The 18,926-nt window shown below is 39.6% G+C and carries 18 protein-coding genes, 1 pseudogene and 1 riboswitch; of the genes and pseudogenes, 5 read left to right on the top strand and 14 right to left on the bottom strand.

Going from position 1 to position 18,926, the window contains the following annotated elements:
* Nucleotides 1-9: 9 nt before the first annotated feature.
* Nucleotides 10-372, bottom strand: coding sequence for a cytochrome c (locus I3259_RS04750; RefSeq protein WP_238028568.1), 363 nt, complete (start codon nt 370-372; stop codon nt 10-12).
* Between the two features lie 254 nt (nt 373-626).
* Between I3259_RS04750 and I3259_RS04745 the strand changes: the two genes are divergently transcribed.
* A complete protein-coding gene (locus I3259_RS04745) occupies nt 627-1,826 on the top strand; it encodes a 3-phenylpropionate MFS transporter (protein WP_238028567.1) in 1,200 nt (399 codons plus the stop codon).
* Between the two features lie 96 nt (nt 1,827-1,922).
* Here I3259_RS04745 and artM read toward each other — a convergent pair whose 3' ends face one another.
* Genes artM through artP form a run of 4 tightly spaced genes read right to left on the bottom strand, consistent with a single transcriptional unit; the run spans nt 1,923 to nt 4,811 of the window.
* Complete coding sequence (gene artM / locus I3259_RS04740; RefSeq protein ID WP_238028566.1) at nt 1,923-2,594, bottom strand: arginine ABC transporter permease ArtM; 672 nt, start codon at nt 2,592-2,594, stop codon at nt 1,923-1,925.
* Entirely contained in the window at nt 2,591-3,298 is a 708-nt protein-coding gene (artQ, locus tag I3259_RS04735; protein ID WP_238028565.1) for an arginine ABC transporter permease ArtQ, read from the bottom strand. The genes artM and artQ overlap by 4 nt, the downstream gene beginning before the upstream one ends.
* Before the next feature lie 3 nt (nt 3,299-3,301).
* Entirely contained in the window at nt 3,302-4,030 is a 729-nt protein-coding gene (locus I3259_RS04730) for an arginine ABC transporter substrate-binding protein (RefSeq protein WP_238028564.1), read from the bottom strand.
* Nucleotides 4,031-4,082: 52 nt separating this feature from the next.
* Entirely contained in the window at nt 4,083-4,811 is a 729-nt protein-coding gene (gene artP / locus I3259_RS04725) for an arginine ABC transporter ATP-binding protein ArtP (RefSeq protein ID WP_346015687.1), read from the bottom strand.
* 504 nt (nt 4,812-5,315) lie between these two features.
* Between artP and I3259_RS04720 the strand changes: the two genes are divergently transcribed.
* Nucleotides 5,316-5,876, top strand: a complete 561-nt coding sequence (locus I3259_RS04720) for a carbonate dehydratase (RefSeq protein WP_238028562.1) — start codon at nt 5,316-5,318, stop codon at nt 5,874-5,876.
* Nucleotides 5,866-6,897, top strand: a complete 1,032-nt coding sequence (locus I3259_RS04715) for a GTP-binding protein (RefSeq protein ID WP_238028561.1) — start codon at nt 5,866-5,868, stop codon at nt 6,895-6,897. Before I3259_RS04720 ends, I3259_RS04715 begins: the two co-directional genes overlap by 11 nt.
* A 20-nt stretch (nt 6,898-6,917) precedes the next feature.
* Here the strand turns inward: I3259_RS04715 and I3259_RS04710 are convergent, their stop codons facing one another.
* Together I3259_RS04710 and punC are read right to left on the bottom strand one after the other, a co-directional pair.
* The gene (locus tag I3259_RS04710) at nt 6,918-7,148 is read right to left on the bottom strand and encodes a hypothetical protein (protein WP_238028560.1); all 231 of its coding nucleotides are present in this window, start codon (nt 7,146-7,148) and stop codon (nt 6,918-6,920) included.
* A 274-nt stretch (nt 7,149-7,422) separates the two neighbouring features.
* Complete coding sequence (gene punC, locus I3259_RS04705) at nt 7,423-8,643, bottom strand: purine nucleoside transporter PunC (RefSeq protein ID WP_238028559.1); 1,221 nt, start codon at nt 8,641-8,643, stop codon at nt 7,423-7,425.
* A 105-nt stretch (nt 8,644-8,748) separates the two neighbouring features.
* On the opposite strand from punC, the gene punR reads away from it, so the two are divergent.
* Both punR and I3259_RS04695 read left to right on the top strand, forming a co-directional pair.
* Nucleotides 8,749-9,651, top strand: coding sequence for a DNA-binding transcriptional activator PunR (gene punR / locus I3259_RS04700; protein WP_238028558.1), 903 nt, complete (start codon nt 8,749-8,751; stop codon nt 9,649-9,651).
* Between the two features lie 117 nt (nt 9,652-9,768).
* A pseudogene (locus tag I3259_RS04695) lies at nt 9,769-10,026 on the top strand (YibE/F family protein); the annotation flags it as partial.
* A 97-nt stretch (nt 10,027-10,123) separates the two neighbouring features.
* On the opposite strand, the gene I3259_RS04690 reads toward I3259_RS04695, so the two are convergent.
* The 7 genes from I3259_RS04690 to I3259_RS04660 form a co-directional block, all read right to left on the bottom strand.
* Nucleotides 10,124-11,341 carry an ABC transporter substrate-binding protein gene (locus I3259_RS04690; RefSeq protein ID WP_238028556.1) on the bottom strand — a complete coding sequence of 406 codons (1,218 nt, stop codon included), beginning with the start codon at nt 11,339-11,341 and terminating at the stop codon, nt 10,124-10,126.
* Between the two features lie 39 nt (nt 11,342-11,380).
* The gene (locus I3259_RS04685; protein ID WP_238028555.1) at nt 11,381-13,528 is read right to left on the bottom strand and encodes a bifunctional TVP38/TMEM64 family protein/FAD-dependent oxidoreductase; all 2,148 of its coding nucleotides are present in this window, start codon (nt 13,526-13,528) and stop codon (nt 11,381-11,383) included.
* Between the two features lie 10 nt (nt 13,529-13,538).
* Nucleotides 13,539-14,144: a carboxymuconolactone decarboxylase family protein gene (locus I3259_RS04680; protein WP_238028554.1), complete on the bottom strand. Its 606-nt coding sequence runs from the start codon at nt 14,142-14,144 to the stop codon at nt 13,539-13,541.
* A gap of 465 nt (nt 14,145-14,609) precedes the next feature.
* Complete coding sequence (locus I3259_RS04675) at nt 14,610-15,200, bottom strand: TfoX/Sxy family DNA transformation protein (protein ID WP_238028553.1); 591 nt, start codon at nt 15,198-15,200, stop codon at nt 14,610-14,612.
* A 135-nt stretch (nt 15,201-15,335) separates the two neighbouring features.
* Nucleotides 15,336-15,426: riboswitch (cyclic di-GMP riboswitch) on the bottom strand.
* Between the two features lie 197 nt (nt 15,427-15,623).
* Complete coding sequence (purR, locus tag I3259_RS04670) at nt 15,624-16,628, bottom strand: HTH-type transcriptional repressor PurR (RefSeq protein WP_238028552.1); 1,005 nt, start codon at nt 16,626-16,628, stop codon at nt 15,624-15,626.
* 403 nt (nt 16,629-17,031) lie between these two features.
* Nucleotides 17,032-17,871 carry a heme ABC transporter ATP-binding protein gene (locus I3259_RS04665; protein ID WP_238028551.1) on the bottom strand — a complete coding sequence of 280 codons (840 nt, stop codon included), beginning with the start codon at nt 17,869-17,871 and terminating at the stop codon, nt 17,032-17,034.
* Nucleotides 17,868-18,905: an iron ABC transporter permease gene (locus I3259_RS04660; protein ID WP_238028550.1), complete on the bottom strand. Its 1,038-nt coding sequence runs from the start codon at nt 18,903-18,905 to the stop codon at nt 17,868-17,870. Before I3259_RS04660 ends, I3259_RS04665 begins: the two co-directional genes overlap by 4 nt.
* Nucleotides 18,906-18,926: the final 21 nt, after the last annotated feature.

Below are 18,926 nucleotides of genomic sequence, written 5' to 3'. Positions count from 1 at the left end.
TAATGCCGTTTATTGTGATTGATGGCTGGTATCTGTTTTTACGGTACTGAAGTAATACGCGAGATCCTTCATATCTTGATCACTTAAATCTTTTGCATAACCCTGCATTAATATAGCTAAACCATCAACACGTTGATTTTGTTTGTAAGCTTTAAGTGCAGCAACCAAATATTGTTGCTTTTGGCCTTGTAAGTTGGGATAAGTTCCCGTTGCTGAAATACCATCGACACCATGACATGTGATGCAAACAAGCGCTTTTTGTTTACCTATTTCAAATTGCTGTTTAGGCGTCATTTCGTCAGCAGAAGAAACGAGGGGAATGGTAAGTAAAACGACAAACAAAAAACGCTGAATGAATAGGATTAAAGACATGCTTGTCTCCCTTTAAATTCTATTTATAGAAGTCGCAATATAAATACATAATTATAAAGATAGATGTTTTTGGATTTTATCAATGTCTGTTTTTAACATTGCCTTAAAAAAAGAATACTCCTTGCTGTATTTATTACTGTCTGCAGGATGCTGACAATACTATGACTGTTTTTAGTGATTTTTTGGTATTTATTAAAATTGTTAATGAGAACTATTTTCGTTACCGTTGACGCTCATAAACAAGGAGTATACTAATGTTCACATGTCGACCATCGTTATGGATGTCTACGTATCAATTTATGTTCTGGTTTTCTTACGGCGTATATTTGCCGTTTAGAGGGCTATGGCTTGAAAAATTAGGCATTTCAGATGCTGATGTTGGAATGTTAGTTGGATTTGGTTTAGCCGCACGTTGTGTGATTAATTTTACGTTAACGCCTTTTTTCCACAAAGTCGGACATCTTATTCCATTTCTTCGTTGGTCGATGTTTTTAAGCTTACTTGGCTTTATTGCATTCATTTGGTTAGGAACAATTACGCCATCTTTCTGGGTACTTGCTTTATTGTTAGTGATTTTCAACTTAGCAATCGGCCCTGCTGTTGCGATCTCTGATGCAATTTCTAATCATTATGCGCGTGATAATCGGCTTGATTATGGTTATACACGCTTATGGGGAGCGGTAGCATTAACTGTAGCTTCGGCGTGTATGGGGTGGGTTATTCAACATTATGGTGTAAGTGCAGTTCCTGTTATGGGCGCGGTCGGTCTAGGTGCAACATTGATTGGTACCTTAATGAAGCCCAGTATCCCTATGGTATGTCATCATAATGAAGAAGATAAAAAACCTAGTATTTTTAAAGTGTTATGTTGCAAAGAAACATTAGTGTTCTTATTGGTTGCTTCATTGTTAGAGGGGAGTCATGGCGGGTATTATTTCTTTAGTACAGTGTATTGGGCTGATAAAGGATTAGATTCAGACACTATTGGCTACTTATGGAGCCTATCAACTATTTCTGTCATTGTCTTTTATTTGGTAAGCCGTAAAGCGTTTTCTAGCTGGAAAGTCTCTACGTTGTTTAGATTAGCCGCTGTTGCTGTCGTTATTCGTTGGGGGTTAATGGCGGTTTCTACTGATTTACCTGTTTTAATCTTTTGCCAAATTCTACACTGTATTACTTTCTCAGGAACAATACTGTCATCAGTACGTTATGTTGAAGAAAACAGAAAACATAACTATGTTGCTTTGCAGTCGTTATATCATGCTATTCCAGCTGGCTTTGTATTAGCCATTGTTTCTGCAGCGTGTGGCTGGCTAATGCACCATTCAGATATTAATATGTTTTGGTTTATGGCTGTGATGGGGCTCCCATGCATTTTCCTAACAGTTAAGCAGCCAGAACCATATACCGTAAGCAACCTCCATAGTGCAGCGAAGCCTTTAGTATCAGTGTAAACGCGCTAATGAACAAGGATAGGTAAAGTAAATTCATAAATCAAAAAGCCGATAATGTCAGTATTATCGGCTCTCTTATATGGTGAAGGTTGAAATTTAATTCGCCACTTCAAACGCTAAAGCTTTTTTCTCTATCATCCTAAAGGCAATAGAAAGCAGTGCATTAACGGTAAGATACATCGCACCTGCAATCGCAAATACAGTTAATGTATCGTAGGTTTGAGCATTAATACGCTGCGCGTAACCCATGATGTCCATAATTGTAATAGTGCTGGCAAGCGATGTACCTTTAAACACTAAAATTACTTCATTAGAATAAGCAGGCACAGAACGACGAATGGCAAAAGGTAATAGGGTACTCAATGTCGTTTTAGTTTCCATACCTAATGCTCGACATGCTTGCCATTGACCTTTAGGAATTGCATCAAACGCACCTTTAAACAGTTGGGTACTGTAAGCGGCAGTATTTAATGCTAGTGCTAACATTGCACAGAACCACGGTTGGCTGAGCCATTGCCATACAAAGCTATCACGAATACCTTCAAATTGTCCCGGTCCGTAGTAAATCAAAAAGATTTGAACTAACAAAGGCGTACCCGTAAATAGGGTAATGATGCCACGGCTTATCCAATGTAAAACAGGGGTTCTTAAAATTAATGTCATTGTCATTAATAGAGCGAGAGTACAGCCAACTAATAACGATGCAACGGTCAATTGTAAGCTGGTGGCAAGGCCATCCAATAATTGCCAAAAGTGTTGTTCATTCATGCCATCGCTCCTTCAACAACCGTTTTTTTGTTGTTGCTTGAACCTTCTTGAGCGCTATATTTCGCATCAATCCGTTTAATAATTTGTTGAGTAATTAGAGTGATCACTAAATACACTGCCGCAGCTGTTGCATACCAGGTAAAACTTTCATGCGTCGCTGCAGAGCTTAACTGCGCTTGTTTTAGAAGATCTGTCACACCGATGAGCGATACCAATGCCGTATCTTTTAATAACACTAACCATTGGTTAGTTAACCCCGGCAATGCATGACGGATCGCTTGTGGCATAATAATAGCGACAAATGTTCTTGTTTTGCTGATCCCAAGTGCACTGGCTGCTTCTCTTTGTCCTTTAGGCACAGCTTTAATGGCACCACGGATAGTTTGCGCTGCATAAGAGGCAAAAATCAGTGAAAGCGCAATAACACCTGAAAGAAAAGGACTGATCTCGATATAATCACCGGTGATATAAAATAAAATCTGACCTGAACCAAAAAAGATGAATAAAACAATCAGTAGTTCAGGTAAGCCGCGTAATATGGTTACTAAGGCTGTCGTTGGCCATGCCACGAAGCGAAATCGAGACATCTCACCGCCAGCAAACAACATAGCCAGCACCAATCCAACCGCTAAACTGGTAAAAGCGAGCTGGACTGTCATCCAGCTAGCTTCTAACAGGGAAAGAGAATATCCCGATAACATCATAATTTACTTACCAAAGTACTTATCAAAAATAACTTGATACTGACCATCTTGCTTAATTTTAGCGAGTGCCGTATTCAACTGTGTAACCAATTCTTGGTTGTTTTTATTTACCCCGATACCAAAACCGTTACCGAAGTATTTAGGGTTAGTCACTGGCTTACCGACATACGCGAGGTTGTCATCTTTTTTCAGCCATTCTGCGATAACCGCAGTATCACCAAATACCGAATCAATACGGCCATTTTTCATATCAATAAAGGCATCTTGGTAACTGGTATAAGGAACCGCAGTCACACCTGACATTTGATCGGTTAAATAGCTCTGGTGAGTAGAACCATTTTGTACCCCAACACGTTTACCTTTAAGGGCGGCAACATCGGTTACTTTACCTTTTATAGAAATAAAGCCAGCAGCGTTATCGTAATAAGGTTGGCTAAAGCTCACTTGTTGTTGACGTGCTTCAGTAATGTCCATTGCCGAAATAGCGGCATCGTATCGTTTGAATTTAAGAGCAGGAATTAGGCTATCGAAAGATTGGTTATGAAAAGTACAGGTAGCATCCATCTCTTTACATAGGGCTTTAGCAACATCAACGTCAAAGCCTTGGATTTGATTATTCTCATCCATATATTCAAAAGGGGCGTATGTTGCTTCCATTGCAAACTTAATCTCTTGCGCCATAGCTTGAGAAGAAACCAGACCGATAATGCTAGCTAATAAAATTTTATTCATCGCGATACTCCATGCGTCTTTTACGAACGAATATATAGAGAGATATAATTCGTTAATGTTTTAAATAGTCAGCAAATTGTGAGGTTTTAGGGTGACTAAACGCCTCGTTACTGCCGTGTTCAATAATTTTGCCGTTTTCCATGTAAAGCACATGGCTGGCGATTTTCTTTGCAAAATCCACTTCGTGGGTAACCACAACTTGGGTAATGCCTGTGCCGCTTAATGTTTTGATGATCTGTACAATTTGGCTTGTGATCTCAGGATCAAGCGCCGCAGTAGGCTCATCAAATAACAACACTTCAGGCTTCATCATTAACGCACGTGCAATTGCAACACGTTGTTGTTGACCGCCAGACAGTTGCAAAGGCCATGCATTGGCTTTATCTGCTAACTGTAATTTTGATAAATGCTCTAACGCTTCTTTTTTCGCTTGAGCTTTATCGACACCGAGCACTTTTACAGGTGCTTCTATTAAGTTCTCCAACACGGTTTTGTGGGGCCACAAATTGTATTGTTGGAATACCATGCCAACTTTACGACGCAGTTTTAAGCCATCTTTTTCAACGATTGTTTTTTTAAAATCAAAATAATTTTCTGCAATGCTTAGCTCACCAGCAGAAGCATCTTCTAATAGGTTTAATACCCGTAGTAAAGAGCTTTTACCTGCACCACTTGGACCAAGTAAAACCAGAGTTTCACCTTTATTACATTCGAAGGTTACATCGTGTAAAACCTGATGCTTACCATAGAATTTATCAACGCCTTTTATTTGAATACCCATGCGCTTATTCTGCATTTGTTCTCACTTGTGTTTTATATTACTCAAGTTGGTATTCTATGCAATAAAAAAGTAAAAATAATTTTATTTGTTAATTAATTGTTTAATTTTTAGTCTTTTGTTGGTTTTATATTCTAATTAAAACCTAGGGTTAACGTTTAAATGTAGATGGAGATAAATGCTGTAATAGCATGTTAACAACTAACTAAAGGGTGTGTTTTTTAAGAAGAACTCTAGTTGGGTAATTATTCAAATTATGATGGTGGAGATAGGAGTGGTGAAAAATGAGAATATAGAAAATAATAATTGTTGAGTACGAGCAAATACCATATTTCTTTATGTACAGATAGCATCTAGATAACCCATTATTGTTATGTTATAACATAACAATAATGTTTGATTTACTGCGTTAGTTGTGACTGAACCATTTCCCTATGCGATTTTTCTGGAAGGTAAGTGGTCATTAAAAGTTGCGGGTGATTGCGCGAATAGTGAAGAGAAAAAGAGATGCTAAGAAGAAACCCAACAGGGCATATGCCAACGATATCTGAAACTGCGTTTATTGATCCTACTGCGATTATTTGTGGCAAAGTGATTGTAGAAGATAACGTTTTCATTGGGCCTTATGCAGTAATACGTGCTGATGAAGTGAATGAGCTGGGTGAAATGGATGCAATTGTGATTAAACGCGATACTAATATTCAAGATGGTGTAGTTATTCACTCAAAAGCGGGGGCTGCAGTTACTATTGGTGAACGTTCTTCTATTGCTCACCGGTCAATCATTCATGGGCCGTGTGAGGTTAGTGATGATGTGTTTATTGGTTTCAACTCAGTGGTATTTAACGCCGTTATTGGTAAAGGGTGTGTGATCCGACATAACTGCGTTGTAGATGGATTAGATCTGCCTGAAAACTTTCACGTCCCGCCAATGACCAATATTGGTGCAGGTTTTGACTTAAATAGTATTTCAAAAGTCCCACCTGAATATTCCGCTTTTTCTGAATCGGTTGTATCTGCTAACCACGAACTGGTTCAGGGATACAGGAGGATTGCTAATGAGCTTTAAGGTATCATCGCCAATTTTAGGAGTGCCAACCAACATTATTACTGGGTTTCTTGGGGTCGGGAAAACCTCAGCTATTCTTCACTTAATGAAAAGCAAACCTGATAACGAACGTTGGGCTGTGCTGGTTAATGAGTTTGGTGCAATTGGTGTCGATGGTAGTTTGCTGCAAGGTCAAAGCGGTAACGAGCAACAGATTTTTATTAAGGAAGTACCCGGCGGCTGTATGTGTTGTACCGCTGGTTTACCAATGCAGATTGCGCTTAATCAATTACTTTCAGAAGCAAAGCCTGATCGTTTGTTCATCGAACCCACAGGGCTTGGTCATCCTAAAGAAGTGATGCAAGTGCTTTCTACTGAATATTATCGTGATGTCCTATCGTTACAGAAAAATATCACATTAGTGGATGCAAGAAAGTTATCCGATCCTCGCTACACCTCACATGACACCTTTAGACAACAGATTGCGATTGCCGATACGGTGGTAGGAAATAAGACCGATCTTTATCAAGCTGAGGATAAAGAAAAGTTAAAAGCTTTTGTCGCGCAAGTTGCTAGCCTAAAAACGAAAGTGATTTTTGCTAAACATGGTGTGATCCCATTTAATGAGTTTGATGGTGAAACCGGTATAGAAGTATTACCGCCGTCTTATCTCCATCGTGATAGGCAGACAAGTGTATCTGAAGAAGCGCTATCGGAAGAACTGATACCTGAAAGTGGCGTGATAAAAGCCACTAACCAAGGTGAAGGTTTCAAAAGTATTGGCTGGCGTTTTGCATCTGAAAAAGTCTTTGAACGTCAATCATTACATCAGCTCTTTCAAACATTGAATGTTGAGCGAATGAAGGCAGTGTTTATCACTTCTGATGGGATCTTTGGTTATAACAAAACGGCAGATGGAATCACAGAAGTTGAGCTTGATGAGTGTGCTGAAAGCCGTGTCGAAATTATCGCAGATACATTAGATGATGTATTGGAAGGCAAGCTTTTAGATTGTTTAATTGTTAATGACGTGGATGATTAACGAAATCGTATATAGCACCGTTACTCGGGAGCATACTTATGTATCATCACACAACAAGTAATCAAGAACGATAAGATCAAAGTGATTTGCCACAAACCATCTTCATAAAACGACATCTGGTTGTCTGACCAAATTCGCAAGCCGATATTGAATAATTCACCTTTTATACCGATCACTAATACTGTAGCGAGAAAATATTTCGTAAAGTCTGTCGCTAATATTTTGATGTAAGAGATGTACGTATCTAGCATTTGAAAAACCTTAGTCGCTCAATAGATTGGCGCCTGAATGAATGTCATATCACCGTCTAATGTTAAATCTAATATCATGCAATCATCGGCTTGTGAAAATCTGCCGTTATATACGCTTTTATTCTGATATTTCATTGTAATCTCTGTATTTTGCGAGTTACTTCATGTCTAGCAGAGGTGGGCGATCAAGTTGAATAGATTGGAAACAAAAAGGGGGAGCTGAATTATCAGCTCCCCCTTTTGTTAAACCAGTATGTAGATTGGTTAAAGCATATTACGCTGTTTGTAGCTCACCATCTTGTGCTTCTTTACGAGCTTGAGTAACTAGGACAAAACCAAAGATTGCAATAAAGCCGGTAATGAACATGCCAGTTGTTACTGTTAGTAGACCGTGTGCAGCGAATGCTGAAACTAAACCACTTGCCGCAAAACATACCATGGTTTGCATGAAGTTAAGTAGACCTGCAGCGGTTGCGCTACAGTTTTTAAAGTCAGACAGTGCTGCGCTAATAACAATCGGGTAAATCGCACCGTTCGCTACTGCTAGGAAGCAGAATGGGATCAGGATAGGCCAGATTGTTGTTACTGTGGTAGTTACCGAGATAACAAACATGACAGCTACGCTTGCAAAAAATAGCGCTAAAATCCAAGGTAGAAGCTGCTTACCAGAGTAACGGTTAAGTAGCGTACGACAACCGTAACCACCGACAATAAATGCTACTGTTTGTGGAGCGTAGCTTAGACCAATATCTGCACCTGAATAACCCATTGCAGACATAACAAACGGTGAACCTGTTAAGTAAGCAAAGAATGCCGCAGAACACGCCGCGAAAATAACCATGTTACCCCAGAACTTTTTAGAGCGTAGGATTTGGCTATAGTCTTTACGAAGTTGAACCGTTACGCTTTCTTGCTCTTTATCTAATGCAGCACTTTCTTTTTCTTTAAGCGTTAGCATTGCTAAAACTGCACCAAAACCGACTAATGCAATAAAGATGCTGCGCCAGCCAACGTGATGCTCAAGCAGTGCGCCTAATAACGGTGCTAATGCTGGAGATAACGCGACAAGCGGCATAATTGTTGCGAACACACGCTCAGAAGTTTTACCTTCGTAACGATCAACAACCACTGCCTGCCAAATAACCGTTGCGCTACATGCACCTAATGCTTGAGCGAAACGTGCTAATAAGAACACTTCAATGTTTGGCGCAAAAGCAGAGGCTAAAGAGCCAAGGCTAAATAGAGCAATACCGCCAAGTAGTACTTTAATTCGTCCAATACGATCAGACAGTGGGCCGTAAATCAGTTGGCCTAATGCCATACCGAGTAAAAAGATACTTAGTGAAAGGCCGATAAGAGATTGGGTTGTAGCAAAGTCGGCACGAATCGTTTCAAACGCAGGTAAATACATATCTGTGGCTAAAAAGCCCAGCATGCTTAAGCAAGCGAACCAAAATAGGGTGATTTTTGATGGTTTAGCGTGTTGTTTATTCATTTTTATTATAACTATATCTATATGACATATGTGTAGTGTAATACTGGTTTAAATCGCTGTGAAACGCTAATATTTCAACATTGCTTTCAAAAAATTTGATTTGATATGTTTTCATACAACGATCTCCAAGTTATTGACGTAGTAGCCCGTCGTGGCAGCTTCTCTGCTGCTGCTGAAGAATTACATAAAGTACCCAGTGCGATAAGTTATACAGTTCGGTTAATAGAAGAGCGATTAGCTGTCGAATTATTTGTTCGATTACACAGGCAGGTGAAATTGACACCGGCTGGTGAGTATTTTGTCGAAGAAGCGCGCAAACTTATTAAACAGATGGATACCATTAAATATCAAACCCAACGGGTAGCGAATGGTTGGTCAGAAAATGTCTCTGTTGCGCTTGATACCGTGGTACGCCAAAGTCGAGTAAATACCCTTGTTCGAGATTTCTATTTACATTTCCCTGATGTAGAGCTGCATCTGACAATGGAAGTGTTTAATGGGGTATGGGATGCCTTAGCTGATGGGCGGGCAGATATTGCCATTGGTGCTACTGCTGCTGTGCCAATTGGCGGCAGTTTTGATTATCGTGATATGGGCGTGTTGACGTGGAAGTTTGTGGTATCGCCAGACCATCCTTTAGCAATGGCAACCCATCCGTTAGAGCCTTCGGAATTAGCACAATATCCTGCGATTTGTTTAGAAGATACCTCACGAACGTTACCTAAACGAACAACTTGGCTAATGGATAACCAACGTCGGATCATGGTGCCAAGTTGGCACAGTGCATTTCAATGTTTACAAGCTGGGCTGGGCATTTCTGTTGTTCCTAGCCATATGGCGATCAGTAAAATTGAATCAGGAGAGCTGGTGGAAAAAGAGCTCGCGGTGAAGCCTTCAATGAGTCCTTGTTGTTTAGCATGGAATACAGAAACTTTGAGCCCAGCTATCAGTTGGTTACTCGATTACTTAGGCGACAGTGAGCAGCTTCATCATGAATGGATGCGTTAATAAAGTGATATTGATGCCATTATAAATACCTTTAAAGAATAAAAGTGGCGATGTAAGAATTGTTTAATAAATGCAATGTAGGTTGCTCGCATTCAATAAAAACAGCGAGTTGGCAATGCGGTGATTGGTACGATGACAACCACTTTATTGTTAGCCTATTCAGGCAGTTTTTTAACAATGATTATGTTGTTTGCGAGTCGTGGTAACGATGTGATGCAAATTATTAACATGAAAGTCGTGGCAGCCGAAATTGCACGAACATTAATTGGTAGTTTATCGTTGATTATTGTTGCACCTATTACGGCATGGATAGCATGTTGGATGATTAGTAAAGAGTTTGAGCCTAACGCGCAAATCGAATTAGAAGAAGCTTAATAAAAATAGCCAGCGTGTCATTGAACTTGCTGATGAAAGAGCAGAGCACAGTGATGGGCTGGCTGTTTTAATAACAGTTAGAGCAACATAACAAAGCTTAGTGTCCGTAACGCTTTTGCCATTCATGCTCAATGGCCATTAGCCATGTAGGGTTGGGTTCGGCAATAGATGGATAAAGCTCAAAAGACTGGCTCTTATAAGGCTCAGCTAATTGGCTAAATGCTTCAGCTTTTAGCACTGTTGGATCGCCCCAAACCTTGGTGTCTGATTTACGCGCTTGTGCTTCTGGGCTCATTAAAAAGTTTATCGCAACCAGTGCCCCTTCTTTTGCTGATGCATTCCATGGTATCGCTAAAAAGTGAATATTGGTTAATGCCCCTTGCTTAAAGGCATAGGTTTTCGTATTTTCAGTTAAATTACCGTTCTCAATTGCAGCTGAGGCGGCGTTAGGATTAAAAGTGATAGCTAATAATAATTGCTGATCGTCAAGCAGCTGTACGGTTTCTGCAGTGCCCGCTGGGAACTGTTTACCACCACGCCATGCCACTTTATGGAGCTGATCTAAATAGTGCCAAAGCGGTGCTGTCACGTTATCAAATAGCGTTTGTTCGGCAGGTAATGATAATGGCTGATAGAGTGCTTTTTTATCATCAGTGAGCTCTAGCAATGCTGCTTTTAAAAAACTGCTACCATGAAACTCAGGTGGGCGAGGGTAGCTGATCTTACCTGGGTACTTTTGTGCTAATGCTAATAGCTCTTTAAAGCTTTGCGGTGGCTGTTTAAGTACACTGGTATCGTAAATAAAGACGAGCTGACCAACGCCCCAAGGCGCTTCATACCCTTCTGTCGGTACACTGAAATCTTGATCAATAGGTAGCTTAGTATCAACATACTTCCAACTGGGTAACTGTTGAGTAAAAGGACCATACAAGAGGTGGTGTTGCTTCATTGAACGGAAGTTTTCACCATTGATCCAAACTAAATCAACCCCACCGTTGGTATTTTTTCCCGCTGTTTTTTCTGCCAGTAGGCGCTGGGTTGTTTCAGCTATATCGGTGACTTTGACTTGTTTTAGCGTTACACCGTAATCTTTCTGTAATTGTTTATCAGCCCATTTTAGGTAGTCATTGATCTCTTGACTGCCGCCCCATGCATTGAAGTAGACGGTTTGACCTTTGGATTTTTGTTCAATTTTCTGCCAGCTTTGGCTTTCATTTACAGGTGCTTTCGTTTCTTCAGCGTAAGCGAAGCTAGAAATTGTTAACGATAACGCGATACCTTTTGATAAGGCTTTTAGTTTATTTTTTTTCATCATCAGAGTTTCGTCCTTATTTAATTCCTTGTATCGAATAACCTATTTACGCATCCATTGATGATAGCGTTTAACCATTGCCAATAACTTTTGTGGGGCATTGGCTTGTTTCCATACACCAGCCGCGTATTTATTGGCTTCACTCATCGTTGGATAAGGGTGAATAGTTGATAAAATCTTATTCAATCCAAGTTTATAACGCATTGCTAAAGTGAATTCCGCGAGTAATTCACCACCATGATGACCGACAATTGTAACCCCTAAAATCTTATCACTATTGGGTGGGGTTAGAACTTTAACGAAACCTTCAGCAGCATTATCGGCAATCGCACGATCTAAATCGGATATAGGGTAAGTATATGTTCGATAATCGATATTTTGCGAAATTGCTTCTTTTTCATTGAGTCCCACTCGAGCTAACTCTGGCGCAGTATATGTAACTGCAGGTAATATCGAGTAATCAGCTTTAAACTTTTTGAATGTACCAAATAAACTATTTACCGAGGCATACCATGCTTGGTGTGCCGCAGCATGAGTTAATTGGAAAGGACCTGCCACATCACCCACTGCGTATATATTAGGATATTGTGTTTGTAGGTAGTTGTTAACTTTGATCGTCCCTTGTGGGGTTGTTGCTATATGTAGGTTTTCTAAGCCGAAACCTTTGGTATTAGCAACACGACCTAACGCCACAATAACCTGATCAAACTCAACGTCGATAGTTTGCTCTGACGTAAGATCATCAAGCTTAACGTGGTGATATTGCGTAGCTCCTTTTTCTGTAAAACTAGCGGCTTTGTGTTTAAGAAGTACTCTAACACCTTCATGTGTTAGTTTTTGATAGATTAAATCGGCCGCATCTTGATCTTCACGGTTAAGTAGCTGATCTGCCATTTCAATTAAGGTAACAGATGCGCCAAGACGATTAAACGCTTGAGCCAATTCACAACCAATAGGACCACCACCCAAAATTAATAATTTTTCAGGTAAGGTATCCAATTGCCATAGGTTATCGGACGTTAATGGATCAACCGTGTTTAAGCCTGAAATGTTGGGCAACAGTGGGGAAGCCCCTGTTGCGATAATGATGTTACGGGTGGTGATCACTTTGCCGTTAACTTCTACTTCCCAAGGTGACAAAATTGTCGCGTCACCTTGAACGCAGTTCACACCAAGCTTGCTGTAACGTTCAACTGAATCATGCGGCTCGATACCTTTGATAACCTTGTGAACACGTGCCATAACAGCTTTAAAGTCGATTTTTTCAATTTTGGCTTCAATACCAAATTGTTTTGCTTTTTGCAGCTCATAAGCGCTATGAGCGACACGGATTAAGGCTTTAGATGGCACACAACCTGTGTTTAAGCAGTCACCACCCATTTTATGGCGCTCAATTAATGTGACTTCCGCTTTTACGGCTGCCGCGATATAGGAACTGACTAAACCGCCAGCACCAGCGCCAATCACCACTAGGTTTTGATTAAATGATGTTGGTTTGTTAAATCCTTTGTATACCTGTTTGCGTTTAATGGTAGTGACGATGAACTTAGCGATGAGTGGGAAAATACCCAATAGTGCTAAGGACAGTAATACTGGCGTCGAGATAATACCGCGAAGCGATTCGATATTGCTAAGTTGTGTGCCTGCATTGATGAAAATAGCTGTAGCGGGCAGCATCCCTAATTGGCTGATTAAATAAAAAGTACGGGTTTTAATAGGGGTTAAGCCCATTAATAAATTGATAAGAAAAAATGGGAAGACAGGAATTAAACGCAAAGTCAGGAGATAAAACTCACCTTCTTTCTCGATACCTTGGTTAATGGTTTTTAAGCGAGAGCCAAAACGTTGTTGTACCCAGTCACGTAAAATAAAGCGGCTAGAGAGAAAAGCCAATGTCGCGCCAATAGTACTGGCAAATGAGACAATAACGAGACTTGGCCAGAAACCAAAGATCGCTGCTGCTAACAAAGTTAAAATAGCAGCACCCGGTAAGGATAAGGCAGTCGCTAGAACGTAAATCGCAAAGTAAGATACATAAACCACGATTGGCTGGTTTTGAATTTTTGCTTGCAGTGCAGATTGCTCTTGCTTGATAAAATCAAGGGTGAGGTATTGCCCTAGATCGAAATGAACCCAACTTACAATTAGGCTGATGATCACGATGAGTAAAGCGAGCTTTTTCTTATCCATTTATCTCACCTTATTTAGCTTGCTGAGCATCAGCTTGTGATTTGCCTTGGTCTTGGCTAGAAGTTATATCAGTAGGTTTAATTGGTAGAGTGCAAAAACCTTGCTCTGGTACATCTAATGCGGTGTTGAATTTAGCCGATAGATTTTGGAAACTAATTAATGCTGTGATCTCTATGATGTCATCGCTACTGTACCACTGCTGGAGCGCATGAAGCATTTCATCAGTAACACGGTGTCCAGTAATCGTCATTGCTTCTGTGTAGGCAAGCACAGCACGCTCTTGTACTGTAAATAAATCAGAATGTTGCCAGTTAGCCAACGCTTTAATTTTTTCTTCAGAATCGCAACGCTCTGCCAATTTCATACCATTAGCATCTACACAGAAAGCACAATCATTGAGTTGTGATACCCGAACGCAAATTAGTGAACGCATGACTTCTTGAATCGGTGACTTCTTGCGATCAAGAAAACCGAAGAACCCAGCTACTAACCAAAATAGGACTGGTTTACGCCCCCATAGTTTTGCAGGGTTTAATACTTGACCATAGTGGCGGGCTTGAAGCCATAGCAGGGGTTTTATCCATAAAGAGTCAATTTTTTTGATCGAAATACGCATGTTATTCCTTAATAAATACCCTAAAAAAGGGCTTGATACGATCTTACTTAGTAGCAGTAGTAAACATGTAGACCTTAAGAACAGACATTGTATTTCATTTAATGAGAAATATTTCTTTTTCTTCAATTGGTTGCTGAAAAAAACAGCAGGAGATATGAAAATTTAAAACACTGAGTTATTTATCAATGAGAAGCTATGTTAGTGGTTGTATTTAAAAATAAATAAGCATGGAATATAAAAAACAATAATTATTATTTATATAAATCTAATAATATAAAACAGAGAGAAATTAAATTGAGTGTAAAATATTGTCACTATGCAATTAAAGTAGGTAGGTGTTAGAGTTTATAAAAAGAAAGGAGGGAATAATGATAACAATGAAATTATTTTAGAAAGGTATACTTAGAAATAAAAGAATGAGAATCTTTTATTCCTAAGTATTGTATATTTAAAACAAATGATACTTTAAGATAACGCGGATAATAACTCATTTCGACGTTGCTCAGGAATAACTGACCAATGTTGTCCGCTAATTGCGCCTTCCAATGCCCAAAGTAATTCAATACTCAATGGACTTTTCTGTGATTCTTGAAGTGCTTTATATGCACCAAGAGAGCCCACGGCTAGAAGTTGTTCAATGGTATTTATGCCTGCTTTCTTAAGCATTCTTTCATTTGATAATCGTAGATTAGGTAAATCTTTAATTCGGTCAGGTATGCAACTCTCCTTTTCTTGCTTGTCTTTTTCTGCCGCATCCAGTGAATACCTGCCTTGAGCTACAATCTTAGCGGGTTCATCCCACCATTGATCAGGTATTGCATAGTGCTTGGTTACAACAGGGAAACCACGTTTTTTATAAACATATGGTTCCAAGCCAGCTTGTTTGAATTCCTTTTCAGTTTCAGCATTTGCACGCAAGTGAAGTTTATCGTTTACAACTAATGCAAACATTGTATCACCAGCAAAAATGCCAAAACCTCCAAACATCGACCGTGATTTTATTGATCCAAAATGGTCAAATAATTTTAATGAATCTTTTAATATTGGTTTATCCATGCTTCTACTCGGTGAAAAAATATGAGTGTCACCTAAACATTAAGAGCGAGGAAATAGATTAATTAATCTACTCATTGATACTGTCAATATATTGTTAAAATTTATGTCATAATATTGTCAGTTCAATAATAATCCTTCGGTAACCCCGCTGCCTTGAATTATTAAAATAATTTTTAGGCCGGTGGTTTTGCGTCTTAATCTTTCAATTAATTTGCCAGTTCGTGACTATATAAAGTTATATTAAATAATACTTTTAATATTAAATCTAAGCCCTCAAAAGTGTGATATTGGTTCAGGTATTTGTTCATAGCTTATTTAAATAAGCTTAATTATTATAAATACTCATGATTGTTTTTTGGTAAGAAAAAAAAGCCAACAAGATAAACTTATCGGCTTTTTCTTTACATAGAAAGATCAATTTTGTTAGTTGAGATCTTTAACAGACTTTCTCGCAACAAGTTTAGGGGTCATTTCAAAAGTTTGACGCTCATGATTCTTGTCTTTAACACGCTCTAACAAAATTTCGATCGCTTTTTTACCCAAACGACGCTTCGGTTGGTGGATCGTTGTTAGTGGTGGGGCAAAGTAGGGAGCAAGATCAATGTTGTCATAACCAATGATAGAGATATCATCAGGAACTCGTAATCCAGCCTGTTCAAAGGTACTGATCAGAGCCATAGCCATGATGTCGTTAAAACAGAAGATAGCAGTAGGGCGATCTTCCATTGCGATAAACTTTTGAGCAGCGTCAACGGCTGATTCACACTCAAAGTCACCTTCAAGTAGCCAATCATCGTTAACAGTGAGATCTGCTTCTGCCATTGCTTTTCGGAAGCCCTTCAGACGTTCTTGACAAGTAGACTTATCAACTTGTCCTGATAAACAGCCAATTTTTTTATGACCATTTTCAATAAAGTGCTTAGTCGCAATGTAACCGCCGTGTTCAGCGTTATCAAGAATATTATCTGTATGTGGGCTTTCAGGACCCCAGTCCATGATAACCATAGGCAGATCATTTTTACGCTCAAGTAAATCGAGCAGCATTTGATCCAGATCGCTACACATAACCAATAGGCCATCAACACGTTTTTCAGAAAGCATACGAAGGTAATCGCGTTGCTTTTCTAAGTTACCTTCTGTGTTACATAGGATCAGTGTATAACCTGCACCGTAACAATATTCTTCAACACCATGTACTACTTCTGCAAAAAATGGGTTAGTCGATTTAGTGACTAACATGCCAATGGTGCGTGTTGTATTACATTTTAAGCTCCGCGCTACAGCACTTGGGGCATAGTTAAGCTCATCAACTGCAGCCAACACTTTTTGTTGCGTTGCTTCTGCAACAAAGCGTGTTTTATTGATCACGTGCGACACTGTTGTAGTTGATACACCTGCCATACGTGCAACGTCTTTAATGGTTGCCATATTTATTCTTCTTATCATGGTCAGATTAGGATCTGACAAAGGTTTTGATACCAAATTGATTAATTACGTAGTCTATGGCTTGCGAGTTTACTCGCAGTGATAAAAGTTATTTAATTATTAACTACTTAATTATTCAATTTGATACCGAATTATAGGGTGTTGCAATTGCCTTAGATCATAAACAGCTAAAGCCGCAATAAATGCGGCATTAGAAGATAGAAACTGTTCTTACACTAATTACACGTGTAATCGCTTGCGCTCACATTTTACTGTGTGTTTTGCGTTGTGCAATCATTCTATTCAACTTGATTAAATTAATTGATGCTAAAACGCAAAAACTCGACTTTTGTCATGCAAATCATATGAATTTATCGACTAAATCTAGCTATTAACGAATAGCGAATTAAAAAATAGAATGATTGGCTGATAAAAGATAAGGAAAATGACCACTGGGATGAATATGAACGCTTACTGGCCAACCATATAAGCTTTGTATTATCTGTGGTGTAAGAACATCTTTAGGTTTGCCATCAGCTTTTATTTCTCCTTCATTAAGGAAAATCATCCGATCAGTGTATTGAGATGCAAGGTTTAAATCGTGTAATACAATAATCACAGCCGCGCCTTGCATTGCCATGTTTTTGGCAATTTGTAAGGTGTGGTGCTGGTGGGCAAGATCAAGTGCTGAGGTTGGTTCATCTAACATTAAAATACACTTATCGCCGGATTTACTCAGTTGTGTTAAAACCCGAGCAAGATGCACACGCTGTTTTTCACCACCAGATAAGGTGGGGTAGAGACGTTTAGCTAAATTGTTAATGTCAACGTATTGCATGCTTGACGCTGTCGCATCTTTCAGCTCTGGCGACGTGAGTTGCAAAGGTATTGCGCCTAGTTCGACAACTTCTTTAGCGGTAAAGGCAAAAGATAATGCACTATGTTGTGGGAGGACACCTAAATGACATGCTAATTCTTCTCGAGCCCAATTATTAAGAGGTTTATCAAAGAAAGAAACCGTGCCTGATTTTGGTGTAATTTCACCACATAATACTTTTAATAGGGTACTTTTACCTGCACCATTTGGCCCAAGTAATGCGGTGACTTCTCCTGCATGAATATCAATATCAAGATGATTTAGCAGGACTTTATCGCCAAATTGTAATGATAAGTCGCGAGCCTGAATAACACAGACTTTGTCGCTACTTGCTGTAAAGTCGACCTTTTCTGAATTACTTAACATCATGACATCTGACTCTTTTGATTGACTAATAAATAGATAAAGAAAGGCGCGCCTAACATGGCGGTGATGATCCCAACCGGCAGTTCTTGCGGTGAGAATGCGCTTCGAGCAATCATATCGGCCACCAAGAGGATTAAGCCGCCAAGTAACGCTGAAATTGGCAATAAGGTTTTATGATTTGGGCCTGTTAGTATTCTACCTACATGAGGTATAACCAAACCAATAAAGCCAATCGGTCCACAAACGGCAACAGTAATACCCACTCCCGCAGCACACGTAATAATTAAATTACGTTTTAGTTTTTGCGTGTTAACGCCCATGTGTCGAGCTTCAGCTTCGCCTAATAACAACGCGTTTAAATTGCTGGTATGACGATAAAAATAGCTAAACAGTAACCCGAAGGTGCAATAGGCGAGAATAATACCTGTCCATGTAGCACCAGCCAGTGAGCCCATTGACCACAATGATAAGTCACGTAAGGCTTGATCGTCGGCAACATAATTGAGTAACCCAAGACCTGCGCCTGAAATTGCGGTAATAGCGACACCAGCGAGTAGCATGATCATCACCGATGTCCCGTTTTTATCAGTACCAAGACGATAAACTAAAACTGTGCTGATTGCGCCGCCAATAAAGGCAAAAATAGGCACAATAGCGAAGTTTAAAAGCTGAGGGAATGATGTAGTGAGTGGGGCAAATAAAACAATGGCTAATGCAGCACCTAAGCCTGCACCGCCAGTGATTCCAATGATCCCTGGATCAGCAAGCGGGTTGCGAAAGAGCCCCTGTAGTACAGCGCCACATACAGCTAAAATTGCACCGATAGCAAAGCAGAGAAGAGTACGTGGTAAACGAATTTGATGGATCACTAGGCTGACATGTTTAGCAAGCTCATGATCACCGGGTAATAGTGCTAACAAACTTTGTTTATAACTGATCGCCATAGGACCAATAACAATAGAAGAAAGCCCTGCAAAAATAAGTAAGGCGATACTTATTATATAAATATGATGGGCTGAGAAGCGTTTTGTATACATGTACAACAACCTTACGCACGA

This window comes from Photobacterium sp. Ph5 (assembly GCF_022129445.1).
Lineage (GTDB): Bacteria > Pseudomonadota > Gammaproteobacteria > Enterobacterales > Vibrionaceae > Photobacterium.
This window is presented reverse-complemented; position numbering and strand designations above follow the sequence as displayed.